This is a genomic window from Thalassobius sp. MITS945101 (genome assembly GCF_047123305.1).
GTDB lineage: Bacteria > Pseudomonadota > Alphaproteobacteria > Rhodobacterales > Rhodobacteraceae > Thalassobius.
On sequence record NZ_CP138918.1, the window covers coordinates 1,799,889 to 1,823,545 of the forward strand.

Below are 23,657 nucleotides of genomic sequence, written 5' to 3' on the forward strand. Positions count from 1 at the left end.
ATTATCTTTGACTACACGGTCAAATTCTTGCTGTCCAAGGGTTATTGCCTGTTCAGCGGGCGGCTGAATATCAGCGCGCCTACCCGTTGACCAATGGTCAAGCGGTAGTAATTCGGGCGTTTCGCCGTCTGAGTGTAACCTTCGGATTCGTATAGCCGAATCGCTATATGGTTGGTTTCAGCAACCTCAAGGAAGCTGCTCTCGCCGCCTCGCTGCAATGCCGCATCATGATAGCACCGCAGCATCTTGCGGCCCAGACCCTGGCCTCGTGCCTCTGGCAGGGTTGCGAGCGTTAACAATTCTGTTTCGCCCGCAATGCAGCGGCCAAGCGCAAAGGCCTGTGGGCAGGCGGCCAGAAACACATGGGCTGAGTCTGTCAGATCGGCAAACTCAGCAGCCGACCAGGGGCGCTGGTCGGTGAAAGCGGCGGCATGGATGCGGGCAAGGTCTTCGGGGGACATAGGTCAGGGAGCGTCGCTGAGGATCTTGGGTGCCGGATCACGGGGCGGCGCGGCGTCTGCGGCTTTGATATAGAGAGGTGCAGGTGCGTGATGGGTGCCGTCCGGCAGCTTGCGGGCAGCGACTTGCGCGATGTGACCGGCAATGCTGGCGGATTGCGGTGTCTTCAGGTCCCCCAAGGCGGCGACCTCTTCGGCGGGGGCCAGATAGGGGGCGGCCTCTTTCGGCGCCAGATAGGCCTGACCACGCGGTCCAAGAACCGCAACGGTGCCGGTGCCGTCGCTCAGGGCCACAGCCTCAAAACTGTTCACCCCAATCGCCGGAATGCCAAGCCCCAGAGCCAAACCACGTGCGGCAGAGACCGAAATGCGGATCCCAGTGAAGTTGCCGGGCCCGACGCCCACGCCAATGGCGTCCAGATCGGCCCAGGTTTTGCCTGCCGCGGCCAAGACCCCTGCCAGCAGGGGCATCAACCGTTCCGCCTGGCCACGTCCCATTTCTTCATGGGCCTGCGCAAGAACATGGTCACCGGATAGCAAAGCGGCCGCGCAATGCGCGGCCGATGTGTCAAATCCCAGTATGAGGGGCTTAGACGGCAACGGGGCGTACCTCGGTCACTTCGGGGATGTAGTGGCGCAGCAGGTTCTCGATGCCCATTTTCAAGGTCAGGGTCGAAGAGGGGCAGCCCGCGCAGGCGCCCTGCATGTGCAGGTACACAACTCCGCGATCAAACCCATGGAAGGTGATGTCGCCACCGTCCTGTGCCACAGCTGGGCGCACGCGGGTGTCCAGCAGCTCTTTGATCTGGCCAACAATCTCACCGTCTTCGCCGTGGTGGTCTGCATGGCCCGAATTGCCAGTGGCTTCGCCCGCCATAACCGGATCGCCCGACTGGAAATGTTCCATGATCGCGCCAAGGATGCCCGGTTTGATGTGATCCCACTCAACCCCTTCGTCTTTGGTCACAGTGACAAAGTCGCCACCAAAGAATACGCCGGTCACGCCGCTGACGGCAAAAACACGTTTTGCCAAAGGCGAAGTGTCAGCAGTATCCGCCGAAGGGAAGTCTGCGGTGCCCGTGCCCAGAACGGCCTGACCCGGCAGGAATTTCAGCGTTGCGGGGTTCGGGGTGGATTCAGTTTGAATGAACATATGTGCCAATCCTTATCGCTTGGCTCAGATATGCGCCCCGCATGGGGCAGTGTCAAGGTTTAGAATGGTTCTAATCTGCTCGCCAGCTATAGATCCAAGGCTTTCAGGCGGGTCCGGATATATTTATGGGCCGATCTATAATGCGATGGTCCGGCTGCTTCGGCCCAGCGACCTGTTGTCCATTTGTTGTTGCCACCTGGCATCGGCGCCCCGTAGAGCGCCGCGTCATTGAGGTGCTTGATCAGGTCCAGCAGTGCCAGATGGTTTTCCGCCAGCAACGCGCGGGCCGCGTCCCACGTGAGATCCGCCTGCGCCTCACGCAGGTCGGCATTGTAGCGTTTCAGCTCATTCCATTTGTAACCTGGAGCAGGCAGCGCAGGCTGCGCACCACGCTGCCCCGCAGCGTGCCAGCCCAGAAAAAGTGTAATCCAATGGGCGCGGTGACCAAGAATGTCCTTAAGCGTAATGCCATCGGCCGCTGGATCTGGGGCCAACCGCACGTCAGCTGGGACACGGTCCAGCGCTGTCACGAGTTTGGCATACTCGGCTTCTGTCACGCTAAGCAGATCTTTTTTGCAGGTTGCGGGCATCAGCGCTCCTCCTGCTTCAATGCTAAACAAAAGTGCAAGCAGAAGCTTTGCGCGGGATCAAGTCGCGCGAGACCCCAACGGGTTTAGGTGATCGCTTCCAATCGCTCTTTGGACAGATCACCCGGTACCACGGTGATCGGGATCGGCAGCGTCCCGGCAGAGCGCGACAGCTGGGTAACCAGCGGGCCGGGGCCTTTCTTGTCGGTGCCGGCACCGAGCACCAGCACGCCAATTTCCCCATCTTCGTTGATTTGCGCCATGATCTCGCTTACCGGTTCGCCCTCGCGGATCACCAGTTCGGGATCAATGCCCTGACGGTCGCGCATCCATTTGGCAAAGACCTCGTAGTGCACCTCGATGCGCTCCCGCGCCTCTTCGCGCATGATGTCGCCGACACCGATCCAGTGGTTGAACTCTTCCGGTGGGATCACTGAAAGGATTTCCACCCCGCCGCCCGTTTTGGCTGCACGCATGGCGGCAAAGCGCATGGCGTTCAGGCATTCACGACTGTCATCCAAAATGACCAAGAACTTCCGCATTGAAACACCCTCTCGCAGCGCGCCTGCTGTTAATGTGCCGGATCATGGCGCAAGGGCGGGGGGCTGGCAAGCCTGTCGAAACAGCGGCTTATCCGCAAACAGCCGCTGCGGTGGCACCGAAATCAACGTAGCGCTGCCAGAAACGTTCGTTTGCGGCATTGTCAGACTGCCGGGTGTCTTGTGCCTTTTGCGGGTCTTTGAAGAACTTCGCTGCCTTACGCTGATCCGACCGGCTGAGCGTCTGATTGGCAACGCGGCCAATGCAACTGCACAGCGGCCAGCTCTTTTCTTTGCGGGGGGAGGACAGGCAGGCGCGCTCAATCGGGCCGGCAAAAGCCGGGGCCGCAAGGGGGGCGACAAAGGCCGCAATCATTGCGGCGCACAGGATGCGTTTCATAGTCGTGCCTCAAGGTTCGGCCCAGGGGTTATCCCCAAATTAGCTGGCCTGATTGTTGGGACAAGTATGCCGGAAGCGACCGGCGCGTGCAATCACACAAGACTGTGAGGCGTGAGGTCACAGCGAAGAGCCGCTGGCGCGGATGGGTGTGGTCTTGGGAGGACCCGCCAACCGTTCGCGCGCTCCTGTCTGATAGGTCTTGAAAGCGGCGCTGTCGAGGAACTGCTGTTTGCCCGTCTCACCGTCATATTGCAGCACACCGTAGAACCGCAACGGATCCTCTGAGGCAAATCCCTGGTAAGAAAAACGGCGATCAGTCAGCTCTTTCAGTGCCGCGCAGAGCGTTTCCATCGCCGCCGCCTGCGCATCGTGATCGGCGGCGTCTTTGAGTGTGTATTCCACAAGCAGGCCCATCTATGGCTCCTCTATACGGTTTTTTGGTGGGGGCGGTGATTGTGACACGCCCCCTGCAGGTCTTTGGTCAGTGAATGCAGATCGATCCGTGTTGCGCCCGGCGCATCAGCCGGTCGAAGTCGCCGCCCTCCATCTCGACCAATGTCCGGTGGTCGCCGGCTTCAAACCAGACTTTGCTGAGGCCCATCAGGCTGTTGTCGACAATTGTTGGAATGTCATAGGCGTCCCCCACAGGCGGCGCGGCGCCCGGGGAACAATCGTCAAAGATCTCCTCCAGCTCGCTTTCCGGGGCCAGGCCAAGGCGGCGGTGGGTCATCTGTTGCAGGCGGCTGAGGTCAAGCTGATGATTGGCAGGGACAACGGCCAGCATGGGGCCGTCTTCGCGGTGAACCAACACGGTCTTCGCCATATGATCCTGCGGGATATGAGCGTTTTCGGCGCATTCCCGTGCGGTGGCTGCGTAGCGATGGCTGAGTGTATCATAGGGCAGGCCGGTGGCCTGTAGGTGGTGTTCCAGACGTTCAGATAGAGACATGGCGTCCTCCGATCAGGTCGAACGCCCCGGCTGCGCCGCCTTAGACGCAACCGCGGCGTCTTGGGGTGAGTGATTGGATCAGTCTGCGCCTGTTCAGGTGAGTCGGGCAAGAGCGTGGCGAATTGGGGACAGATAGGGCTCAATACTTGCCGTGGTGCGGCAGTCCCTTTTCGCAATATTCACAAAGCGTTAGGTCTTGTGCGATCGAACAGGGACAAAAGAATGAAAACTGCTATCATCACGCTCGCTCTTGCAATGCTGCTGCCCGTCACCGCCCTTGCTGAGATTTGTTTACCCGATTCCACCTGTGGCGGGGGAGAGTTTGTCTGCAAATCCACAGCAGTGGAGGCGCTGAATGCCAAAGATGCCCGTTATGAGGAAGCAGTGGAATATTGCAACAGCGTGATCGACGACCTGAATAGCCTGACACACCGGCATAACCAGGTCCGTGCGGCCCTGTCGGAGCTACAGCTGGTGGAAGAGGACCTGCGTCGCGAAAAGCAAAAGCGGCAGATGAATATCCGAACCATTCAAGACCTGCAGGACGATTTGCAACGCTACCGCTTGTGCGCCCAGATATCGGACACCATGGCCGCCATGCAAGCCTGCGTCGGCGGTTGAGGCTTGGGCGGGTGGCTTCTTCAAATTCCAGTTTCTGGGCGGCTTTGCACATCTCATCCCGCAGAACCGCCAGATGGGCCTCAAGATTGGCACCATGCATCGGTTTGTCGATCTTGGCGGTGACACGGGACTGATCGGTGTCGCCCTTGTAGAGGCCCGCCAGCACATCCTCGTCGTCTTGGGGTGAGTGATTGGATCAGTTTGCGCCCGTTCAGGTAAGCCGGGCAAGGGGGGGTAAAGGGGCACGCCCGAGTTTTGCAGGGAGTCTGGGACAATTTGAAGGGCGATGGGGCTGCCAAAACTGTGTAAATTTGGATCAAGTAAACGGTGGGGCGCGCCCAATTAGTTTTTCATAACAAAGGTGTAGTCGCTTCAAAAAAGTGTTTCGCCGCTGCGGGAAAGGGGCGACATTGCCGGTTAAGTCGGTGCGTTGCCTGTGCTGTGCTTCATATTCCTCTTTGGGATAGAAACTGGGCAGTGACAGATGCTTCAAACTAACGATCTTAGCCAAAGGCGCTAGGCCGTCGGAGCGAATTTTACATTCGCAAAGCCCAATTCTTCAAGCTGATGCATCTTTGACAGCGGCAATAGTGTCTCAAGCCAAAGCGGTTTTGACATCCCGCCCGCAATCCTGAGATGACGTATTGGGAGGTCTGCTAAATGATCCAATTCTCTAAGTTTCACGCAAGTGTTTAAGCTGCAGTACTCGAGATTCGATAGCCTCTCAACGCCGTTCAATTGAGTGAGCTTTGGGCAATGCAGAAGAGACAGGCCAATTAAGTTTTCCATCTGAGCAATTGCTGAAAAGTCGTGCGCCAACAGGTTTTTGAATTCGATAAGCCTAGGCGAAACATTGGCGCAGAGTTGTTCGAACTGGGTTTGCTGCAGGCCTGCAGCGTAGCACGTCCTCACTTTCCCTTTAGGAAGCTGATCAAGTGAATATCCAATGCCGTCAAGCACGATGACGTAGTTGCCATGGATCATGCTTGCATTGACATGGCACTTATTGAGTTCCCTTCGGAAACGATGAGAGAGACTCATCGCCCGCGCCGTTTCACATTGCCGCCGCGTTGGCCGGCGCGGCCTGCGGTGGAGCGGCCGCGTTTGTTGCTGGACTCTTCCACAGCGGCCTCGACGGCGGATTGCCGCGCAAGCGGATCATCCGCAATGGCGAGGTCAACTGCTTCCAGCCGTTTGACCTCATCCCGCAGGCGGGCGGCTTCTTCAAACTCCAGATTCTCGGCGGCTTTGCGCATCTCATCCCGCAGACCCGCCAGATGGGCTTCAAGATTGGCACCATGCATCGGTTTGTCGATCTTGGCGGTGACCCGGGACTGATCGGTGTCGCCCTTGTAGAGGCCCGCCAGCACATCCTCGACGTTTTTCTTCACCGTTTCCGGGGTGATGCCGTGCAGCTCATTGTAGGCCATCTGCTTTTCGCGCCGCCGTCCGGTTTCAGCCAGCGCCCGTTCCATCGAGCCGGTCATACGGTCGGCATACATGATGACCCGCCCGTCGGCATTTCGCGCCGCACGTCCGATGGTCTGGATCAGCGAGGTTTCCGAGCGCAGGAAGCCCTCTTTGTCGGCGTCCAGAATGGCCACAAGCCCACATTCCGGGATGTCGAGACCTTCGCGCAACAGGTTGATCCCGATCAGTACGTCGAAGGCACCCAGCCGCAGATCGCGCAGGATCTCAATCCGCTCCAGCGTGTCGATGTCGCTGTGCATATAGCGCACCTTGATGCCTTGCTCGTGCAGGTATTCGGTCAGGTCTTCGGCCATGCGTTTAGTCAAAGTGGTGACTAGCGTGCGGTAGCCGCCGGCGGTGACTTTGCGGATTTCATCTAGGAGGTCGTCGACCTGCATGTCGACGGGGCGAATTTCTACCTCGGGGTCCAGCAGGCCGGTTGGGCGGATCACCTGTTCGGCAAAGACACCGCCGGATTGTTCCATTTCCCAGGCGGCGGGGGTGGCCGAGACAAAGATCGACTGCGGCCGCATGGCGTCCCATTCCTCGAACTTCAGCGGCCGGTTGTCCATGCAGGACGGTAGCCGGAACCCGTGTTCGGCCAATGTGAATTTGCGCCGGTGGTCGCCGCGATACATGCCGCCGATCTGCGGCACCGAGACGTGGCTTTCATCGGCAAAAACGATGGCATCGTCAGGGATGAACTCAAACAGGGTGGGGGGCGGTTCCCCCGGCGCGCGGCCCGTCAGATAGCGAGAGTAGTTTTCGATGCCGTTGCAATGGCCGGTGGCCTCCAACATTTCGATATCGAAGTTGGTGCGCTGCTCCAGACGCTGGGCCTCCAGCAGCTTGCCTTCATCAACCAGTTGGTCAAGCCGCGCCTTCAGCTCTTTCTTAATCGAAATTACCGCCTGATTGAGCGTCGGTTTCGGGGTCACATAGTGGGAGTTTGCATAGACACGGATCCGCTCAAACGTATCGGTTTTTTCGCCGGTTAGCGGGTCAAATTCGGTGATGGTTTCCAGCTCTTCGCCAAAGAAAGACAGTCGCCAGGCGCGATCTTCGAGGTGAGCCGGGAAGATTTCCAGCACGTCGCCGCGGACCCGGAACGATCCACGCTGAAACGCCTGATCGTTGCGTTTGTATTGCTGCGCCACCAGATCGGCCATGATCTGGCGCTGGTCATAGTCTTTGCCTGCCACCAGATCCTGCGTCATGGCCCCATAGGTTTCGACCGAGCCGATGCCGTAGATGCAGGAGACCGAGGCGATGATGATCACATCGTCCCGTTCCAGAAGCGCCCGCGTGGCCGAGTGGCGCATCCGGTCGATCTGTTCGTTGATCTGGCTTTCTTTCTCAATATAGGTGTCCGAGCGGGCGACATAGGCCTCGGGCTGATAGTAGTCATAGAACGAGACAAAATACTCGACCGAGTTCTCTGGGAAGAACCCTTTGAATTCGCCATAAAGCTGGGCGGCAAGGGTTTTGTTCGGCGCCAGAATGATTGCGGGACGTTGGGTTTCTTCAATCACCTTGGCCATGGTGAAGGTTTTGCCGGTGCCGGTCGCGCCCAAGAGCACCTGATCCCGTTCGCCCTCTGTGATGCCGCCCGCCAGTTCCGCGATGGCGGTTGGTTGGTCGCCTGCTGGCGAAAACTCGGTGTGCATCGTGAAGGCTTTGCCGCCTTCCAGCTTGGCGCGGGTTTTCACATCCTCTGCCGCCGCATGCATCATCGGCATCGACTGATCGTTGTTGGCATAGGGCATGGAGGCCTCCGTCAAAGGGTGCAGCACGAGCGCTGGCGAGGAGCTACAGATTTGATCTCTTTTTGTTCCGGTTCAAGGCCAAGTGCAACGAGAATCCCTTGCAATCCAGTCTGGCACCGTTCTGATTTCGCAAGGCGCTACCGCTGGTTATGAATGCTTCAAATCACCTCGCGTCATTTGCAATAAAGTTGCTGGGGCGGTGAAAAAGTGATACTCTCTGAGCGCAAGTGGCAGGCTTGGCTGCCGGGCGAACCGCATTTCACCCACCCCTCGCTCCCTGTGGTTTGACTGGCAGCCAAAGTCACTCTTCCGAACATATGGAATCGACATAAACCACCAGTCCAGGGTCCGATTAACGCAGGCTGATCTGCACTTCGGTGTGGTGCATGGCCAGACTGGTCTCATCAACAGCCGCTAAAAACGCGCCGATCCCTTCTGCCTGCGGCAACCCGGCAGAGGCCGCCTGGGCATCTTCCAGGCTTTCCCATTCGATGGTTTCCACCCACTGACCGGCTGCGCCACCGGACAGGCGGCGCGCCACAAAGCCTTTGCAGCCTTCGACATAGGTGGTGGAGGGTTTGGCGGCTTCCAGGAAAGCCTCAGTGGAAATGCCGTCTTTCAGTTTGAACAGAACGGTTTCGATCACATGTTTCTGCATTGTGCAGCTCCTTCACATTGTTGACGAATGGGCTTCTAGCAGGGGGCTGCTGACAGCCTTCTGTCAGGAGGGTGCAGGGCCTTGCAAATTGATGCAGATTTCCCGATAACTGGCGCAATCAGAGGAGTCTCTCATGCGCGCAAGAATCTATCAGCCAGCCCGTAACGCAATGCAGTCCGGCATGGCCAAGACCCGCCAGTGGGTTCTGGATTATGAGCAGGCCGAAGCGCGCGACATCGACCCGCTGATGGGCTGGACCTCCAGCGCCGATACCCAGACGCAGGTGCGGCTGAAGTTCGACAGCAAAGAGGCTGCGCTGGAATATGCTGCTGAAATGGGGCTGGAGGCCGAAGTGCTGACCCCGCAGAGCCGCAAACCCAACCTGCGCGCTGGCGGCTACGGTGAAAACTTTGCCACCAACCGCCGTGGTCCCTGGACCCACTAAACCCTGACTGGTTTAGACGATGAGGCGCCCGCGGGGCGCCTTTTTCATGTCCGGAGGTCCTGATGAGCGAAATTGACTTTCTGATCGATGGCCCGGCAGAGGCCCCGACACTTTTGCTGGCGCATGGGGCAGGGGCGGGCATGGATACACCTTTCATGCAAGCGATCGCCGAGGGTGTCGCCAAACGGGGGCTACGCTGTGTCCGGTTCGAGTTTGCCTATATGGCGCAGCGGCGCCAAGGCGGCAGCAAGCGCCCGCCCCCCAAGGTCGAAAAACTGCAAGAAGAGTATCGGTCGGTGATCGCGCAGTTGGCGACGCAGGGCCCGTTGTTTATCGGTGGAAAATCGATGGGCGGCCGGGTCGCCAGCCTCATTGCAGAGGACCTTTATCAGGCCGGGCAGCTGCAAGGGCTGATCTGTCTGGGCTACCCGTTTCACCCCTCAGGTAAGCCGGAAAAACTACGGACCGCCCATCTAGCTGATCTGCAAACTCCCACTCTGATCTGTCAGGGCAGTCGGGACGCTTTTGGCACAGCGGAAGAGGTGGTGGGCTATGACCTGTCCTCCAACATTCAGATCCAATGGCTGGAAGATGGCAATCACGATTTGAAGCCCCGGCAACGGATCTCGGGCTTCACCCATACGGCACATCTGGAGACCACCGCCGCCGCCATCGCCGCTTGGGTTGAGGGCCAGTTGCGCTGAGAGAGACGGGATGGATTATTGGGTTGATCGCCCCCGACGCAGGTTCTAAACATCCCCAAGGCGCAGGCCCCCTGTCGTCGCAAGAGCGGTCCCTTAGCTCAACTGGATAGAGCAGCTGACTTCTAATCAGCAGGTTGAGGGTTCGAGTCCTTCAGGGATCGCCATTTTTTCCGGTTTGATATGTCGCGGAGTGGTCTTGCTATGCAGCGTGCCATTGCGCACACTTGATGCGGGTGAAAGGTACATTTCGGACCTATGTTGCTTAATAAATGGGCATCCGGCTGTATTTGTTGCGAAAAAAGTTTCGGATGATCTACTGGTTTTGGCTTAAGTGTTTGTAAACAAACAAAAAGATAATCTGCGCCCCGCGGTTTGTAACGGAGTTGCAGCTTCTCCTTCAAGCTGTTGGATGCAAACGAAAATCGCCCTGTAACGCCTTGTTCTCCTTAGGGTGGTGACGTGTGCACATCATAAAACCTGCCTCAGAAGGGCCGTACCCCTGTTTATCAAAACACGAAGTATCAGTTTGTAATGCAACTCCTAGACCCCGGGATTGTACCATGCGTTTTAAATTCAAAGTGGCCTTGGCCCTGTTGGCAGGCAGTCTCCTGCCCATCGCAAGCGTTTCTAAAATTGATCTGGATCGTTTGACCTCCTTTGCACAGGAAAGCACCTATGCGCAGACCGAAAGCAGCCTGACTTTGAAGGCGAAGCTGGTCGAGGGCTACCTCACCAATATTCGCGAAACGGCCGAAAGCCGCGCTGTCAGCCGGGCGACGGCCGAAGCCTTGATGGCATTCAACACATCGTCCGCATTGCTGCGTTCCGGCACCCCTGATGCGGCCGCAATTGGTGCGCGTCACACCTATCAGGTCAGCAACACCCCCAGCCTGGCGGGCGAGACGCTGGCGGATTGGACCGGGCGACTGGACGCACGTGCCATGATGTTGCAGTCGCTTTATGTGGCGGAAAACCCCAATCCGATTGGCGAAAAGCACCTGTTGGACAAGGCCACTGACGGATCGCTCTATTCTGATCTTCATGCAGAATATCATCCCGAGCTGCGCGGCTTTCTGGAGCGTTATGGGCTTTATGACGTGTTCCTGATTGAACCGCGTCAGGGGGCGATCATCTATTCGGTGTTCAAAGAAATGGATTTCGGCACTTCGCTGCTGGATGGTCCATATGCAGATAGCAACTTTGGACGTGCGACGCAGGCGATGTTGGCGGCGGGGGATGCGGCAGAAACCACGGTTGTGGATTTTGCCCCCTATGCGCCGTCTTACGACGCTCAGGCCTCGTTCATCCTGTCGCCGGTGCGCAATGATGGCGAATTGGTTGGGATCTTCGCAATCCAACTGCCGCTGGATTTTGCGGATGCTGTATTGCAGTCGACCACCGGCAGCAGCACCACAACCGATGCTTATCTTGTCGGCCCAGATCACCTGTTGCGTTCGACCCCACGTCTTGGTGACGGTTTGGGGGTTGGTGGCTCCATCGAGGGTCCGCTGGAAGAGGCGATGCATGCACAAGCCACCGGCACCTTCCAAGGTCTGAACCATCTGGGCCATGAGGTGATTGCCTCCTGGCAGCCGTTGCAGGTTGCAGGTCTTGACTGGCAGTTGGTGTCCGAGGTGGGCCGGGACGAGGCGATGGCGCTGGCCGATGCCACCCGGACGCAAGCCATTCAGCTGGCGCTGGGGATTTCGGTCGCCGTGCTGCTGCTGGGGGTGATCCTGGCCCGTTGGCTGATGGCCCCTGTGCAGCGGCTTGGTGCGGATCTGCAGGCGCAGGCGGACGAGGCGGTCACCATGCTGCATGAAACCGGCCAGCAGGCGCGGTCGGCCTCGGAAACCATGGCAGCCGCGGCGGAAGAAACCAGCCGTCAGACGGCGGAGATGCAGCAGGGATCGCAGGAGACCTCCAGCGATGTGACCTCGGTCGCGGGGGCGGTTGAGGAGCTGTCAGCGGCAATTCAACAGGTTGTCAGCGGCGTTCAGGAGACCTCAGACCTGGTTGGGGATGCCTCTCGCCAGACCGAGGATGCCACCCAGCATCTGACCGAACTGGAGGCGGCAGCAAAACGGATCACCTCGGTGGTGGAGCTGATTGACGAGATTGCCAAGCAGACCGACCTGCTGTCGCTCAACGCCGCGATTGAGGCCAGTCGCGCCGGTGAGGCCGGGCAGGGGTTTTCGGTGGTTGCAACAGAGATCCGCAAGTTGGCAGATCGCACCACCCAATCCACCGATGAGATCGCCGGAGAGGTGCGGCAGGTCTTTGCCATGGTTGAGAAAAACGCCGAAACCGTGCGCAGCGTGTCCGAGTTGATGGCCAAAATGCACAGTCAGGCGCAAAATATCTCGGCTTCTGCAGAACAGCAGGGACAGGCGACCCATGACATCGCGGCGCGGATGAACAAAACCGCGGATCGCGTGGCCATGACAGATCAAAGCCTTGGCCATGTGCATCAGGCTTCGGGTGAGGTGTCGCGTGCGGCAGATGATGTGCTGGGCGGTGTTGAGAATGTCGAAACCGCAGCGTCCCGGATGGAACAGGCGCTGCACACCTTTGTGACCCGCGTCCACACTTTGTAACCCCCGTGCGGGCGGTGTTTCCTGTGCTCCGCCCGTTCCCAACCCCGCGCCCTCATTCGCACAGCTGGCGCGGGGTTTTTACGTTCTGCACTGTACCTCAGTATCCTCTGGGGGAGGATGTTGACCGATCCTCATGGGGAGGATAACCTGAGGCATGACCGATTCCGCCGACATCCCCCATCGCCACGCCTCTCACCCCAAAATTATCGCCCGGCTGAAACGGGCGGAGGGGCATCTCAGCGCTGTCACACGGATGATCGAAGCAGGCTCCCCCTGCGCCGAGGTTGCCCAGCAATTGCAGGCGGTGGAAAGCGCCATCCGAAATGCCAAACGCACCTTGATCCATGATCATATGGATCATTGTCTGGATGAAGGCACCTTGGAGGAGCAGCGCGCCGAACTGAAAAAAATCACCCGCTATCTGTGAGACCCTGAAATGCTGGAGATCCTGTCCGACCGTCGTTTTCGCAGACTGTTTGCAGCGCAGGTGGTGGCGCTATTTGGCACCGGGTTGGCGTCGGTTGCGCTGGGCCTTCTGGCCTTCGACCTGGCGGGGGAGTCAGCGGGGCTTGTCTTGGGGATGGTGTTTACCATCAAGATGGTCGCCTATGTCACCATAGCCCCTGTCGCAACCGCAGTTCTGGAACGTGTGCCCCGCCGCCTTACCTTGGTGGTTCTGGATCTGCTGCGGGCCAGCGTTGCTCTGGCGCTGCCCTTTGTGACTGAGGTCTGGCAGGTCTATCTGCTGATCTTTGTCCTTCAGGCCGCCTCCGCCGGATTTACCCCGACCTTCCAGGCCGTGTTGCCCGACATCCTGCCAGAAGAAGAGCGCTATACCCGCGCCCTGTCCCTGTCGCGACTGGCCTATGATCTGGAAAATGTGCTGAGTCCCAGCCTTGCCGCGTTGCTGCTGCTGTTTGTCGGCGGGCAGGCCTTGTTCTTTGGAACCGCATTTGGATTTGCCGCGTCGGGTCTGTTGATCCTGACGGTAATGATCCCCACGCCGATGCCGAAAAAAGAGCAACCGTTGTCCCTTCGTTTGACACGAGGCATGCGGATCTATCTGGCCACGCCGCGGCTGCGCGGGCTGTTGGCGCTGAGCTTTGCGGTGGCGATGGCGGGGGCAATGGTTCTGGTCAACTCGGTTGTGCTGGTGCGGTCTGATCTGGGACTCTCGGAGGCGGCGCTGGCCTGGACAATGCTTGCGTTTGGCGCGGGATCAATGCTGGCGGCGCTGGTGTTGCCACGGCTTCTTAACGTTCTGGCGGACCGACCGGTCATGGTGAGCGGGGCAATGTTGATGGTCTTCAGTCTTATGGTTCTGGGCGCGGTGAGTGCGTTGACGGGCCTGTCATTCATGGCGGTATTGATGGCGTGGGCGTTGATGGGGTTTGGGTTTTCCGCAGTCATGACACCGTCAGGGCGGGTGCTGCGTCGCTCCGCCCATGCCGAGGACCGCCCGGCGCTGTTTGCAGCCCAGTTCACTCTGTCACATCTGTGTTGGCTATTGTCCTACCCGCTTGCGGGCTGGGCCTTGGCACGAATGGGGCTGCAACCCACCCTTTGGGGCTTGGCGGCATTGGCGCTGTTGGGGGCGCTTGTCGCGCTCAGGCTCTGGCCTGCCAATGATCCGGTAGAGATTGAGCACACGCACGACAATCTGCCGCCGGACCACCCGCATTTGCGGGGCGGGCATCGCAAACACAGTCATGCAATGGTGATTGACGAAGATCATCCGCGCTGGGGGCGGCACTTCTGAACTCTAGCCAGACGCCCCCAGATCCCGTGACAGCTGTGCAGCGGCGTCCCGCACCATGCGGCCGATTCCGTCAATCCGGTCGCGGGGCAGGCGCTGCACGGGACCGGAAATGGAAATTCCGGCGACGGGTTCGCCGTGCACATTCCGGATGGCTGCAGCAACGCACCGCATCCCCAGTGCTTTCTCTTCATCGTCAAAGGACCAACCGCGGCTGCGGATAGCCTCGATCTCACTGAGAAGGTCGCGCGGTGTTGTGACGGTGCGTTCGGTAAAACGGGTCAGTTGCAGCTGGCGCAGGCTGCGTTCCACCTGATCGTCCGGCTGCGCCGCCAGCAGTGCTTTGCCAATGCCAGAAGCGTGCATGGGGGACAGCGTGCCGGGCGGAAAGAAGGCGCGAATGGACTCATGGGTTTCAACCTGGCTGAGGAACATCACCTCACCGCGCCTTTCGACACCAAGGTTCGAGGTTTCGCCCGTCGCTTCCATCAACTGCCGCATCACTGGACGGGCGCGTTCCACCACCGAGGACCGCCGCAGAAACGAGGAGCCGACGCGAAAAGCGCTGGGTCCGATGTGCCAGGTCTGGGTGATCGGATCCGTTTCCACCATATCGCGCTGCTCCAGCGTGCTGAGGACACGGTGCATCGTGGCGGGAGACTGGGCGAGGGTGCCGGACAGTTCAGACAGCGTCAGCCCAGAGGCGCCAGCCAGTGTCTCCAGAACATCCAGAGCGCGGTCGAGGGCCTGGATCGTGGGGGCCTTGGTATCGGAATCAAAACCTTTGGGGCGGCCTTTGCGGCGGGGTTCTTGCGCCAATTTCAATCCCTTCTTTGGAATGCGAGGATCTGTTTCTTCATTTTGTTGAAAATAGCTTTTCCTGAATGAAAAAATCAATACCTTTGTATTTAAAGAACTATTTTGCACTTTGCACAAAAATGAAATATTTTTTCAGAAAAATATGATCCAGTCGGTACATGCCATACTCTTAAGGCAACACGCCATAGGAGGGCACGCCATGAGCTTTCAGAACCCCGTATTCATCCCCGGTCCCACCAACATGCCCGAAGTGCTGCGCAAAGCCGTAGACATGCCGACGCTGGACCACCGTTCGCCACTGTTCGGGCAAATCCTGCACCCCGCAATTGCCGGCGTGAAACAGGTGCTGAAGTCTACCGAAGCAGAGGTCTTTATCTTTCCGTCCTCCGGCACCGGCGGTTGGGAAACCGCACTGACCAATACGTTGAGCGCGGGGGATAAGATCCTTGCGGCGCGCAACGGGATGTTTAGCCATCGCTGGATCGACATGTGCCAACGTCATGATCTGGACGTCACCATCGTGGAAACACCCTGGGGCGAAGGCCTGCCGGCAGATCGTTACGAAGAAATCCTGACCGCCGACACGAACCATGAGATCAAAGCCGTCTTGGCCACCCACAATGAAACCGCCACCGGTGTGAAGTCCGATATTGCGGCGGTACGCCGTGCGCTGGACGCCGCAGGCCACCCGGCGCTTTTGTTTGTGGATGGCGTCAGCTCCATCGCCTCGATGGACTTCCGCATGGATGAATGGGGCGTGGATGTGGCTGTGACCGGTTCGCAGAAGGGCTTCATGCTGCCCGCTGGTCTGGCCATTGTTGGCTTCTCGCCGAAAGCGATGGCGGCGATCGAGACTGCCAAACTGCCGCGCACCTTCTTTGACGTGCGTGACATGGCCAAGGGCTATGCCAACAATGCGTACCCCTACACCCCCGCTGTGGGTTTGTTGAACGGGCTGAAGCTCAGCTGTGATATGCTGCTGGGGGAAGGGCTGGAAAACGTCTTTGCCCGTCACAATCGCATTGCCACGGGCGTGCGGGCGGCTGTTGGTGCCTGGGGGCTGGACCTCTGCGCGGTGTCGCCAGACGTCTATTCGGACAGTGTCAGCGCCATCCGCACCCCGGACGGGTTCAACGCCACCGAGATCGTGACCCTTGCGGCTGAAAAATACGGTGTCGCCTTCGGGGTTGGACTGGGCGAGGTCGCGGGCAAAGTGTTCCGCATCGGCCACCTGGGCAGCCTGACCGATGTGATGGCGCTCTCCGGTATCGCCACGGCGGAAATGTGCATGGTGGATCTGGGCCTCGACATCAAACTGGGTTCGGGCGTTGCCGCGGCTCAGGAATACTACCGCAATCAGGATGCGACCCCTGCCAAGGCTGCGGCCTGAGGGATCGGAGATGAAGGATAACGCCATGTATATCCCGACTTACGAAGACATGCTGGCCGCACACGAGCGGATCCAACCCTACATCCGGCGCACCCCGGTGCGGACCTCGGATTTTCTCAACGAGTTGAGCGGGGCGCAGCTGTTCTTCAAATGCGAAAACTTTCAGGAACCGGGCGCCTTTAAGGTGCGCGGGGCCTCCAACGCGGTCTTTGGGCTGGATGAGGCGCAGGCTGCCAAGGGTGTGGCCACACACAGCTCTGGCAACCATGCCTCTTGCCTCAGCTACGCGGCGATGAAACGGGGCATTCCCTGCAACGTGGTGATGCCGCGCACCGCACCGCAAGCCAAGAAAGACACCGTGCGCCGCTATGGTGGCATCATCACCGAATGTGAACCCTCGACCTCTTCGCGTGAAGCGACCTTTGCCGAGGTGCAGGCAGAAACGGGTGGCGATTTTGTGCATCCCTACAATGACCCGCGGGTGATTGCGGGGCAGGGCACTTGTTCACGCGAGTTTGTGGAGCAGGTCGACGGTCTGGACGCCGTTGTCGCCCCGATTGGCGGCGGCGGCATGATTTCCGGCACCTGTCTGACGCTGGCAACGCTGGCGCCGGAAACACAGGTGATCGCGGCCGAGCCCGAGCAGGCAGATGACGCCTACCGCAGCTTCAAGGCTGGCCACATCATCGCGGATGATGCGCCGAAAACCATCGCCGACGGGTTGCTGGTGCCACTGAAGGATCTGACCTGGCACTTCGTGTCGAACCACGTCAGCGAGATCTACACTGCCTCCGAACAGGAAATCATCGATGCGATGAAACTTATCTGGAAACACCTGCGGGTCGTGATGGAGCCGTCCTCGGCGGTGCCGCTGGCCTGTATTCTGAAAAACAAAGAGGCCTTCGCCGGTAAGCGCGTTGGTCTGATCGTCACCGGAGGCAACGTCGATCTTGACAAGCTGCCCTGGCTGAACGGCTAAAATGTAAGGGGAAAAGGAAAATGAACGTGCAAACTGATCTGTCGAAAATGATCGTGGGCTATGATGTTCCGGCGCTGCCGGGCATGGATGAGGCCGATATTCAGACCCCGGCGCTGGTGCTAGACCTGGACGCGCTTGAGCGCAACATCAAGAAGATGGGTGACTATGCGGCGGCGCATGGGATGCGTCACCGGGTACATGGCAAGATGCACAAGTCGGTGGATGTGGCCAAGCTGCAGGAACGTCTGGGCGGCGCAGTTGGCGTCTGCTGCCAGAAGGTTTCCGAAGCCGAAGTGTTCGTCCGCGGTGGCATCAAGGATGTTTTGGTGTCGAACCAGGTGCGCGATGCAGCCAAGATCGACCGGCTGGCACAGCTGCCGACGCTGGGCAGCAGGATCATCGTCTGCGTTGACGACTTGGCCAATGTTGCCGAACTGTCGGCGGCAGCGCAGAAACACGGCACCCAGCTGGAGGTCTTTATCGAGATCGACTGTGGCGCGGGCCGCTGTGGTGTGACCACCACCGAAGCGGTTGTCGAGATTGCCAAAGCAGTTGTCGCGGCCGAAGGGCTGAAATTCACAGGCATTCAGGCCTACCAAGGCGCTATGCAGCACATGGACAGCTATGAGGACCGCAAGGCCAAGCTGGACGTGGCCATTGCTCAGGTGAAAGATGCGGTTGCAGGCCTGAAAGCAGAAGGCATCGACTGTGAACTGGTTTCGGGCGGCGGCACGGGGTCCTACTATTTCGAAAGCAACTCGGGCGTTTACAACGAGCTGCAGTGTGGGTCCTACGCCTTCATGGATGCAGATTATGGCCGGATCCTCGATAAGGACGGCAAGCGCATCGATCAGGGTGAATGGGAAAACGCCTTCTTCATTCTGACCCAGGTGATGAGCCACGCGAAGGTCGACAAAGCCATTGTGGACGCTGGCCTGAAGGCCCAGTCGGTCGACAGCGGCCTGCCGATGATCTTTGGCCGTGATGACGTGGAATACGTGAAATGCTCGGATGAGCACGGTGTTGTGGCTGATCCCGACGGCAAGCTGGCCGTGGGCGACAAGCTGCGCCTGGTGCCCGGACACTGTGATCCGACCGCCAACGTACACGACTGGTATGTCGGTGTGCGCAACGGAAAGGTCGAAACCCTTTGGCCTGTCTCCGCACGCGGTAAGGCCTACTGATCCCCTTCCTCCTGGCGGAGCTTCGCGACCCTCCCATCGCGGGTTCCGCCGGTCTTTTGGGATCAAACTCGTAAGGAAAACAAATGCATATCGTTCCCGAACGTGACATCGCGGATCTGATGACCCGCGCCGCCGCTTTTGACGCGGTGGAAAAAGTCTTTGCCGCAATGGCGGCCAAGGACGCCTATAACTTCCCTGTCATTCGCGAGGCCATTGGCCATGAAGATGCGCTTTATGGTTTCAAGGGCGGCTTTGACCGTGCCGGCGCGACCCTCGGTCTGAAAGCAGGCGGCTACTGGCCCAACAATCTGGAAAAACGCGGGCTGATCAATCACCAGTCCACCGTTTTCCTGTTCGATCCAGACACCGGCAAAGTCTCGGCCATGGTGGGGGGCAACCTGTTGACCGCCCTGCGGACGGCGGCGGCGTCTTCTGTTTCGATCAAACATCTGGCACGCGAAGATTCCAAAATCATCGGCATGGTGGGCGCGGGGCATCAGGCCACGTTCCAACTGCGCGCCGCGCTGGAACAGCGCAGCTTTGAAAAGGTGATCGGCTGGAACCTGCACCCTGAAATGCTGCCCAATCTGGAAAAGGTTGCGTCGGAGGCGGGGCTGCCGTTTGAAGCGGTTGATCTGCCCGGTCTGAAAGAGGCTGATGTCATCATCACCATCACCTCTTCCTTTGATCCGATTGTCCTGTCCGAGCACATTAGCGAAGGCACACATATCGCCTGCATGGGCACCGATACAGTTGGAAAACAAGAGGTTGCAGCGGATCTTTTGACCCGTGCCACGGTCTTCACCGATGAGGTGGCGCAATCCACCACCCTTGGCGAAGCGCAACATGCGGTGGCGAATGGATCTCTGAAGCCGGAACAGATCACCCAGTTGGGCGCTGTCATCAACGGCATTCACGGGGGCCGGACCTCGGACGGTGAGGTGACCTTGTTTGATGGCACCGGCGTTGGGCTGCAGGATCTTGCTGTGGCTTCCAGCGTGGTGGATCTGGCGATCGAAAAAGGCACCGCGATTGAGGTGGACTTCTAAGTGAGCCTTCTGCGCAAGGTCATAACTTCCGAGCAAGGGCGGGTGTCTCATCAGCCCTTGCCCGCCTTGCAGGGCACTGATGGGAACTGGCACGCATTGTCGGCGCTGCAGGGTTTGACGGTGTTGTTCACCTGTCCACGTCCAACGCCCCCGAATGTGCCCCAAGTCCCGGGCTGGATTCAGGTCGGGCGCCATTTGCCGCTTGCGCCGCAGGCGCGGGCCTTTGCCGCTGTGTTGCATGAGTTACAGGCGGCAGGCGTCGCGCAGATTTTCGGGATTTCAACCTCTGGCCATGCCGAACAGAAACAACTGGTGAAACGGGCACGTTTGCCGTTCCACTTCTTGTCGGATCAGCAGCTCCGGCTTGCTGCGAAGCTGAACCTCCCGACGTTTGAAGTGGAAGGCCAAACCCTGCTGGAGCGGGGCGCAATGATCCTGCGCGATGGCGCAGTTCAAACCCATTTCCACCCTATTCTGGCCCCCGAGCGCAGCCCCTCCGAAGTGTTGAACTGGCTGAAAGGCTAAACACCTTTACGGGCGCTACGGGCGCGGCATGGTTGCCTGAATATGCTCGACCATAAAGTCGATGAAAAGACGGGCCTTTGGATCCTGCCGACGACGGTGCATATAAAGGCAAGCCAGCTGGATCGGGACCGGCGGCTCTTCTGGCAGAACAGGCACCAACCGGCCTTCGGACAGATGCTCTGAAATCTCGAAAACCGGTTTCATAACAATGCCATGACCCTCAAGCGCCCAATGGGTCAGAACTTCGCCGTGATCGGTTTCAAACGGACCGGTGACGGGGACACGTTGCACCCCGTTTGGGCCCTCCAACGGCCATTGAAATTCTGGTGCACCGGGGTAGCGCAGGTTGAGGCAGTCATGGGCGTCGGTGCGCAGTTCATCACTGTGTTGCGGCTGACCCATCCGCTCCAAATAGGCGGGCGCGGCGCAAAGCACGCGGGGGCAGTCGGTGATCTTGCGGATCCGCAGGTTGCTGTCCTCGGGCAGGCCAAGGAAGAAGGCCGCATCCAGACCTTCTGCGGCCAGATCCAGCTTGCGATCGGACAGACGCAGGCGAATGTTGATCAGCGGGTAAGCGGCTTTGAATTTCGGCACGGCAGGGGCAATAAACCGCTGGCCCACCCCTAGCGGCGCCGCCACATAAAGCGTGCCACGCGGGCTGTCGGTGATGTCGGAAATGTCCGCCTCGGCCTCTTCCACCGCTTCCAGAATTTTGCCTGCCCCCTGATAGAAGGTCTTGCCCTGTTCGGTTGGGGTCAACGTGCGGGTGGTGCGGTGAAACAGTCGGACGCCCAGATGATCCTCCAGCTGTGAAATCCGGCTGGAGGCCACAGCCGCAGAGACCCGAAGATCCCGCGCGGCGGCGGACATGTTGCCCAACTCGTAAACGCGGGCGAAGGTGCGGATATTGTCGAGATAGGCCATGATTGTGCGGCTTTCCCTGAAAGTCAGTGAGTGTCTTTTAGCTATACCGGATAATCCCCACCGCTGCCAGAGCGTGAAAGCCTAGGTGTCCGACACAGCTTTTTGGCCCATCTCGGTCATGAAATCCACAAAGGCGCGGATCTTGGGATCCTGGAATTTGCGGTGCGGATAGAGACAGCCAAAGATCGAAGCTGAGGGCGGGGTGTCGGTCATGACCTCAACCAAATCGCCGTTTTGCAAATGGCGCACGATGTCGAACCGCGGTTTGTTGGCTATCCCATGTCCCGCCAACGCCCATTCGGTCAGCACGTCACTGTCGTCGGCGTCAAACTTGCCCGAGACCTCCAGTTTGCGCAGGCCGTTTTTGGTTTGCAATTGCCAAAAGTATTCCGGCGAACGGGGATAGCGCAGCAGCAGGCAGTTGTGGTTTTTCAGCAGGTCCTGCGGGCTCTCTGGCACGCCGTGTTCCGAGATGTAGGACGGCGCGGCGACAAGCACACGCTCGACTTCGGAAATCCGACGCAGTTTGAGGTTTGAATCCTTTGGTGTGCCGACAAAAAAAGCTACGTCTAGGCGTTCGCTCATCATATCAATGGCGCGGTCCGACAGGCGCATTTGCACCTCGGTTTCGGGGTAGGCTTTGACAAATTCCGGCACCAGCGGCGCGATGATCCGACGCCCGACCCCCAAGGGGGCTGTGACCCGTATCACGCCACGCGGCGTGTCCGAAAAATTGGCGACCACCGCCTCGGCCTCATCAAGCGAATCGAGGACCTTCTTGGCCTGTTCGTAGAACATCTGCCCCACTTCGGTCGGGATAATCGACCGCGTGGTGCGGTTGAACAGCCGGACCCCCAACCGCGCCTCCAGCTCTTTGATCCGTTTTGAGGCCACAGCCGGTGTCAAGCGCAGATCGCGCCCGCCGGAGGTAATGCTGCCCAATTCGACGACGCGCGCAAACACCCGAAGGCTTTCAATATAGGGCATTTTTTCGGTCTCCTAACCGTGTGATAGGTGGGCTGAGGCTGTCTGCATTGACCCATTGCCCGATCTCATAGCGAAGGGATGCTTCGATGGGCAGGGTATCATTATCAACAGATTGTAGAAAGTATTTAGCCGATAGCGTCATATTCATTGATAGTGTGGAGTGATAATTTTGACCAAATGCCGCACCCGCGCGTTCGGGTGGCCACGCAGTCGGAGGAAGTGATGGAATTGCGCAGCGATATTCGGTTTTTGTTGAACGGGCGGGCGGTGAGCGTGCCTTCGGTTTCGGCCAGTCAGACCCTTCTGGATTTCCTGCGTCTTGAGCAGCGCCTTACCGGCACCAAGGAAGGCTGCGCCGAAGGGGACTGCGGCGCCTGCACCGTACTGGTTGGGCGCCTGTCCGGCGATGGATTGAAATATGAGGCGGTGAACGCCTGTATCCGTTTCCTGGCCTCGCTGGATGGGTGTCACATCGTGACAGTTGAGCATATCCGCGGCGCGGATGGCGGTTTGCATCCGGTGCAGCAGGCCATGGTGGAGTTTCACGGCTCGCAGTGTGGTTTCTGTACCCCCGGCTTTGTCATGTCGCTTTATGCGCTGTGGATGGAAACGCCCGAGCCGACGGAAAAACAGGTTGAGGTCGCTTTGCAGGGCAACCTCTGCCGATGCACCGGCTATGAGCCGATCATCAAGGCCGCTGTAGCGGTCAGCCGCTATGGCACCCCGTCTTCGGACTATCTGAACGAAACCCGTGACGGGATCGTGGCCGAGTTGAAAGTGCTGAAAGATGGCAAACGGGTTGTGACCGGCCCCGCCGAAAATCAGGCGATTGTACCCGCAGATCTGGATGATTTCGCCGAAGTTCTGGTGCAGAACCCGCAGGCGACCATTGTGGCAGGTGCCACGGATGTGGGTCTGTGGGTCACCAAGTTTCTGAAACCGATCAGCCCGGCGATCCACATCAACCTGCTGGATCAGCTGAAGCAAATCGAAATGACCGAGGCGGGCATCACCTTGGGTGCAGGGGTCAGCTATTCGGACTTCCTGCCGATGGTTAAGGCGCATTTCCCCTTCATGCTGGATTACTGGAACCGCATCGCTGGCTGGCAGGTCCGCAATATGGGCACCGTCGGGGGCAACATCGCCAATGGTTCGCCCATCGGGGACACGCCGCCGATCCTGATTGCTCTGAATGCGTCGATCACCCTGCGCCGTGGCGCAGAACGTCGTGTGCTGCCGCTGGAGGATTACTTCATCGACTATGGCAAGCAGGACCTGCGCGAGGGGGAGTTCCTGGAAAGCGTCCAGATCCCGCTGCCTGCAAAAGGCCAGATCAACGCGGCCTACAAAATCTCAAAACGCCGGGACGAAGATATCTCGGCGGTGGCGGCTGGTATCTGTGTTACAGTGGACGGCGACAAGATCACGGCAGCGCGGATCGCGCTGGGGGGCATGGCGGCGACCCCGAAACGGGCCGCAGAGGCAGAGGCCGCTTTGGTCGGCCAGCCGTTCACCGCAGCCAGCTTTGACGCCGCAGCCGAAGCCATGGCTAAGGACTTCGCCCCGCTTACCGATTGGCGTGCCTCGTCCGAATATCGCATGAAGTCCGCGCAGAACCTGCTGCGCCGGTTCTTCCTTGAACAAGATGACGCGACCGCGATGCCGGTCCGCCTGAACGCGTGAAGGGAGGCGCGATC

The 23,657-nt window shown here is 59.1% G+C and carries 26 protein-coding genes and 1 tRNA gene; 13 read left to right on the plus strand and 14 right to left on the minus strand.

The annotated features are described in order from the left end of the window. Positions 1 to 41: 41 nt before the first annotated feature. The 8 genes from SIC14_RS09085 to SIC14_RS09120 form a co-directional block, all read right to left on the minus strand. Positions 42 to 461, minus strand: coding sequence for a GNAT family N-acetyltransferase (locus SIC14_RS09085; protein WP_412565506.1), 420 nt, complete (start codon positions 459 to 461; stop codon positions 42 to 44). Positions 462 to 464: 3 nt separating this feature from the next. After that, the gene (gene tsaB, locus SIC14_RS09090; protein ID WP_412565507.1) at positions 465 to 1,058 is read right to left on the minus strand and encodes a tRNA (adenosine(37)-N6)-threonylcarbamoyltransferase complex dimerization subunit type 1 TsaB; all 594 of its coding nucleotides are present in this window, start codon (positions 1,056 to 1,058) and stop codon (positions 465 to 467) included. Then, positions 1,048 to 1,611, minus strand: coding sequence for a NifU family protein (locus SIC14_RS09095; RefSeq protein ID WP_412565508.1), 564 nt, complete (start codon positions 1,609 to 1,611; stop codon positions 1,048 to 1,050). Before SIC14_RS09095 ends, tsaB begins: the two co-directional genes overlap by 11 nt. Before the next feature lie 86 nt (positions 1,612 to 1,697). After that, entirely contained in the window at positions 1,698 to 2,201 is a 504-nt protein-coding gene (locus tag SIC14_RS09100) for a ClbS/DfsB family four-helix bundle protein (RefSeq protein ID WP_412565509.1), read from the minus strand. A gap of 83 nt (positions 2,202 to 2,284) precedes the next feature. After that, positions 2,285 to 2,740, minus strand: coding sequence for a universal stress protein (locus tag SIC14_RS09105; RefSeq protein WP_412565510.1), 456 nt, complete (start codon positions 2,738 to 2,740; stop codon positions 2,285 to 2,287). An 88-nt stretch (positions 2,741 to 2,828) separates the two neighbouring features. After that, on the minus strand, positions 2,829 to 3,137 hold the full coding sequence (locus tag SIC14_RS09110; protein ID WP_412565511.1) for a hypothetical protein: 309 nt from the start codon (positions 3,135 to 3,137) through the stop codon (positions 2,829 to 2,831). A 117-nt stretch (positions 3,138 to 3,254) separates the two neighbouring features. Beyond that, positions 3,255 to 3,551, minus strand: coding sequence for a hypothetical protein (locus SIC14_RS09115; RefSeq protein ID WP_412565512.1), 297 nt, complete (start codon positions 3,549 to 3,551; stop codon positions 3,255 to 3,257). Between the two features lie 67 nt (positions 3,552 to 3,618). Then, positions 3,619 to 4,086, minus strand: coding sequence for an aminoacyl-tRNA deacylase (locus tag SIC14_RS09120; protein ID WP_412565513.1), 468 nt, complete (start codon positions 4,084 to 4,086; stop codon positions 3,619 to 3,621). 222 nt (positions 4,087 to 4,308) lie between these two features. On the opposite strand from SIC14_RS09120, the gene SIC14_RS09125 reads away from it, so the two are divergent. Beyond that, positions 4,309 to 4,707 (plus strand): hypothetical protein, encoded by a 399-nt coding sequence (locus SIC14_RS09125; protein ID WP_412565514.1) that lies wholly within the window; start codon positions 4,309 to 4,311, stop codon positions 4,705 to 4,707. A gap of 516 nt (positions 4,708 to 5,223) precedes the next feature. On the opposite strand, the gene SIC14_RS09130 is transcribed toward SIC14_RS09125, so the two are convergent. The 3 genes from SIC14_RS09130 to SIC14_RS09140 form a co-directional block, all read right to left on the minus strand. Next, positions 5,224 to 5,691: a hypothetical protein gene (locus tag SIC14_RS09130; protein ID WP_412565515.1), complete on the minus strand. Its 468-nt coding sequence runs from the start codon at positions 5,689 to 5,691 to the stop codon at positions 5,224 to 5,226. Positions 5,692 to 5,744: 53 nt separating this feature from the next. After that, on the minus strand, positions 5,745 to 7,943 hold the full coding sequence (gene uvrB / locus SIC14_RS09135; protein ID WP_412565516.1) for an excinuclease ABC subunit UvrB: 2,199 nt from the start codon (positions 7,941 to 7,943) through the stop codon (positions 5,745 to 5,747). 352 nt (positions 7,944 to 8,295) lie between these two features. Next, positions 8,296 to 8,601, minus strand: coding sequence for a hypothetical protein (locus SIC14_RS09140; protein WP_412565517.1), 306 nt, complete (start codon positions 8,599 to 8,601; stop codon positions 8,296 to 8,298). Positions 8,602 to 8,734: 133 nt separating this feature from the next. Here SIC14_RS09140 and SIC14_RS09145 point away from each other — a divergent pair, with 133 nt between their 5' ends. The 6 genes from SIC14_RS09145 (at position 8,735) to SIC14_RS09170 (ending at position 14,106) form a co-directional block, all read left to right on the plus strand. Further along, a complete protein-coding gene (locus tag SIC14_RS09145) occupies positions 8,735 to 9,046 on the plus strand; it encodes an ETC complex I subunit (RefSeq protein WP_412565518.1) in 312 nt (103 codons plus the stop codon). Between the two features lie 62 nt (positions 9,047 to 9,108). Further along, on the plus strand, positions 9,109 to 9,750 hold the full coding sequence (locus tag SIC14_RS09150; protein ID WP_412565519.1) for an alpha/beta family hydrolase: 642 nt from the start codon (positions 9,109 to 9,111) through the stop codon (positions 9,748 to 9,750). A gap of 87 nt (positions 9,751 to 9,837) precedes the next feature. Then, a tRNA-Arg gene (locus SIC14_RS09155) sits at positions 9,838 to 9,914 on the plus strand. Positions 9,915 to 10,310: 396 nt separating this feature from the next. Then, entirely contained in the window at positions 10,311 to 12,347 is a 2,037-nt protein-coding gene (locus SIC14_RS09160; protein ID WP_412565520.1) for a methyl-accepting chemotaxis protein, read from the plus strand. 154 nt (positions 12,348 to 12,501) lie between these two features. Continuing rightward, a complete protein-coding gene (locus SIC14_RS09165) occupies positions 12,502 to 12,774 on the plus strand; it encodes a metal-sensing transcriptional repressor (RefSeq protein WP_412565521.1) in 273 nt (90 codons plus the stop codon). 9 nt (positions 12,775 to 12,783) lie between these two features. Next, a complete protein-coding gene (locus SIC14_RS09170) occupies positions 12,784 to 14,106 on the plus strand; it encodes an MFS transporter (protein WP_412565522.1) in 1,323 nt (440 codons plus the stop codon). A 3-nt stretch (positions 14,107 to 14,109) separates the two neighbouring features. Here the strand turns inward: SIC14_RS09170 and bhcR are convergent, their stop codons facing one another. Further along, positions 14,110 to 14,922, minus strand: a complete 813-nt coding sequence (gene bhcR, locus SIC14_RS09175) for an HTH-type transcriptional regulator BhcR (RefSeq protein ID WP_412565523.1) — start codon at positions 14,920 to 14,922, stop codon at positions 14,110 to 14,112. Positions 14,923 to 15,121: 199 nt separating this feature from the next. Between bhcR and bhcA the strand changes: the two genes are divergently transcribed. The 5 genes from bhcA (at position 15,122) to SIC14_RS09200 (ending at position 20,049) form a co-directional block, all read left to right on the plus strand. Continuing rightward, on the plus strand, positions 15,122 to 16,312 hold the full coding sequence (bhcA, locus tag SIC14_RS09180) for an L-aspartate--glyoxylate aminotransferase BhcA (RefSeq protein WP_412565524.1): 1,191 nt from the start codon (positions 15,122 to 15,124) through the stop codon (positions 16,310 to 16,312). 10 nt (positions 16,313 to 16,322) lie between these two features. Continuing rightward, a complete protein-coding gene (gene bhcB, locus SIC14_RS09185; RefSeq protein ID WP_412565525.1) occupies positions 16,323 to 17,291 on the plus strand; it encodes a beta-hydroxyaspartate dehydratase BhcB in 969 nt (322 codons plus the stop codon). A gap of 20 nt (positions 17,292 to 17,311) precedes the next feature. Further along, on the plus strand, positions 17,312 to 18,475 hold the full coding sequence (gene bhcC / locus SIC14_RS09190) for a 3-hydroxy-D-aspartate aldolase BhcC (protein WP_412565526.1): 1,164 nt from the start codon (positions 17,312 to 17,314) through the stop codon (positions 18,473 to 18,475). Positions 18,476 to 18,558: 83 nt separating this feature from the next. Further along, the gene (gene bhcD / locus SIC14_RS09195; protein ID WP_412565527.1) at positions 18,559 to 19,524 is read left to right on the plus strand and encodes an iminosuccinate reductase BhcD; all 966 of its coding nucleotides are present in this window, start codon (positions 18,559 to 18,561) and stop codon (positions 19,522 to 19,524) included. Next, positions 19,525 to 20,049: a redoxin domain-containing protein gene (locus SIC14_RS09200; protein ID WP_412565528.1), complete on the plus strand. Its 525-nt coding sequence runs from the start codon at positions 19,525 to 19,527 to the stop codon at positions 20,047 to 20,049. 15 nt (positions 20,050 to 20,064) lie between these two features. On the opposite strand, the gene SIC14_RS09205 is transcribed toward SIC14_RS09200, so the two are convergent. Both SIC14_RS09205 and SIC14_RS09210 read right to left on the minus strand, forming a co-directional pair. After that, positions 20,065 to 20,973: a LysR family transcriptional regulator gene (locus SIC14_RS09205; protein WP_412565529.1), complete on the minus strand. Its 909-nt coding sequence runs from the start codon at positions 20,971 to 20,973 to the stop codon at positions 20,065 to 20,067. A gap of 81 nt (positions 20,974 to 21,054) precedes the next feature. Next, positions 21,055 to 21,960: a LysR family transcriptional regulator gene (locus tag SIC14_RS09210; protein ID WP_412565530.1), complete on the minus strand. Its 906-nt coding sequence runs from the start codon at positions 21,958 to 21,960 to the stop codon at positions 21,055 to 21,057. 222 nt (positions 21,961 to 22,182) lie between these two features. Between SIC14_RS09210 and xdhA the strand changes: the two genes are divergently transcribed. After that, on the plus strand, positions 22,183 to 23,643 hold the full coding sequence (gene xdhA / locus SIC14_RS09215; RefSeq protein WP_412565531.1) for a xanthine dehydrogenase small subunit: 1,461 nt from the start codon (positions 22,183 to 22,185) through the stop codon (positions 23,641 to 23,643). The last annotated feature ends 14 nt before the right edge of the window (positions 23,644 to 23,657 follow it).

Excerpts from the sequence above, each read along its gene's own strand:
- SIC14_RS09095 (WP_412565508.1), bottom strand. The coding sequence starts at position 1,611 with ATGTTCATTCAAACTGAATCCACCCCGAACCCCGCAACGCTGAAATTC.
- SIC14_RS09170 (WP_412565522.1), top strand. The coding sequence starts at position 12,784 with ATGCTGGAGATCCTGTCCGACCGTCGTTTTCGCAGACTGTTTGCAGCG.
- SIC14_RS09165 (WP_412565521.1), top strand. The coding sequence starts at position 12,502 with ATGACCGATTCCGCCGACATCCCCCATCGCCACGCCTCTCACCCCAAA.
- SIC14_RS09130 (WP_412565515.1), bottom strand. The coding sequence starts at position 5,691 with ATGATCCATGGCAACTACGTCATCGTGCTTGACGGCATTGGATATTCA.
- bhcD (WP_412565527.1), top strand. The coding sequence starts at position 18,559 with ATGCATATCGTTCCCGAACGTGACATCGCGGATCTGATGACCCGCGCC.
- SIC14_RS09150 (WP_412565519.1), top strand. The coding sequence starts at position 9,109 with ATGAGCGAAATTGACTTTCTGATCGATGGCCCGGCAGAGGCCCCGACA.
- SIC14_RS09100 (WP_412565509.1), bottom strand. The coding sequence starts at position 2,201 with ATGCCCGCAACCTGCAAAAAAGATCTGCTTAGCGTGACAGAAGCCGAG.
- SIC14_RS09110 (WP_412565511.1), bottom strand. The coding sequence starts at position 3,137 with ATGAAACGCATCCTGTGCGCCGCAATGATTGCGGCCTTTGTCGCCCCC.
- SIC14_RS09145 (WP_412565518.1), top strand. The coding sequence starts at position 8,735 with ATGCGCGCAAGAATCTATCAGCCAGCCCGTAACGCAATGCAGTCCGGC.
- bhcB (WP_412565525.1), top strand. The coding sequence starts at position 16,323 with ATGAAGGATAACGCCATGTATATCCCGACTTACGAAGACATGCTGGCC.
- SIC14_RS09205 (WP_412565529.1), bottom strand. The coding sequence starts at position 20,973 with ATGGCCTATCTCGACAATATCCGCACCTTCGCCCGCGTTTACGAGTTG.
- uvrB (WP_412565516.1), bottom strand. The coding sequence starts at position 7,943 with ATGCCCTATGCCAACAACGATCAGTCGATGCCGATGATGCATGCGGCG.
- SIC14_RS09105 (WP_412565510.1), bottom strand. The coding sequence starts at position 2,740 with ATGCGGAAGTTCTTGGTCATTTTGGATGACAGTCGTGAATGCCTGAAC.
- bhcA (WP_412565524.1), top strand. The coding sequence starts at position 15,122 with ATGAGCTTTCAGAACCCCGTATTCATCCCCGGTCCCACCAACATGCCC.
- SIC14_RS09140 (WP_412565517.1), bottom strand. The coding sequence starts at position 8,601 with ATGCAGAAACATGTGATCGAAACCGTTCTGTTCAAACTGAAAGACGGC.
- bhcC (WP_412565526.1), top strand. The coding sequence starts at position 17,312 with ATGAACGTGCAAACTGATCTGTCGAAAATGATCGTGGGCTATGATGTT.
- SIC14_RS09210 (WP_412565530.1), bottom strand. The coding sequence starts at position 21,960 with ATGCCCTATATTGAAAGCCTTCGGGTGTTTGCGCGCGTCGTCGAATTG.
- SIC14_RS09085 (WP_412565506.1), bottom strand. The coding sequence starts at position 461 with ATGTCCCCCGAAGACCTTGCCCGCATCCATGCCGCCGCTTTCACCGAC.
- SIC14_RS09160 (WP_412565520.1), top strand. The coding sequence starts at position 10,311 with ATGCGTTTTAAATTCAAAGTGGCCTTGGCCCTGTTGGCAGGCAGTCTC.
- SIC14_RS09120 (WP_412565513.1), bottom strand. The coding sequence starts at position 4,086 with ATGTCTCTATCTGAACGTCTGGAACACCACCTACAGGCCACCGGCCTG.
- SIC14_RS09125 (WP_412565514.1), top strand. The coding sequence starts at position 4,309 with ATGAAAACTGCTATCATCACGCTCGCTCTTGCAATGCTGCTGCCCGTC.
- SIC14_RS09115 (WP_412565512.1), bottom strand. The coding sequence starts at position 3,551 with ATGGGCCTGCTTGTGGAATACACACTCAAAGACGCCGCCGATCACGAT.
- xdhA (WP_412565531.1), top strand. The coding sequence starts at position 22,183 with ATGGAATTGCGCAGCGATATTCGGTTTTTGTTGAACGGGCGGGCGGTG.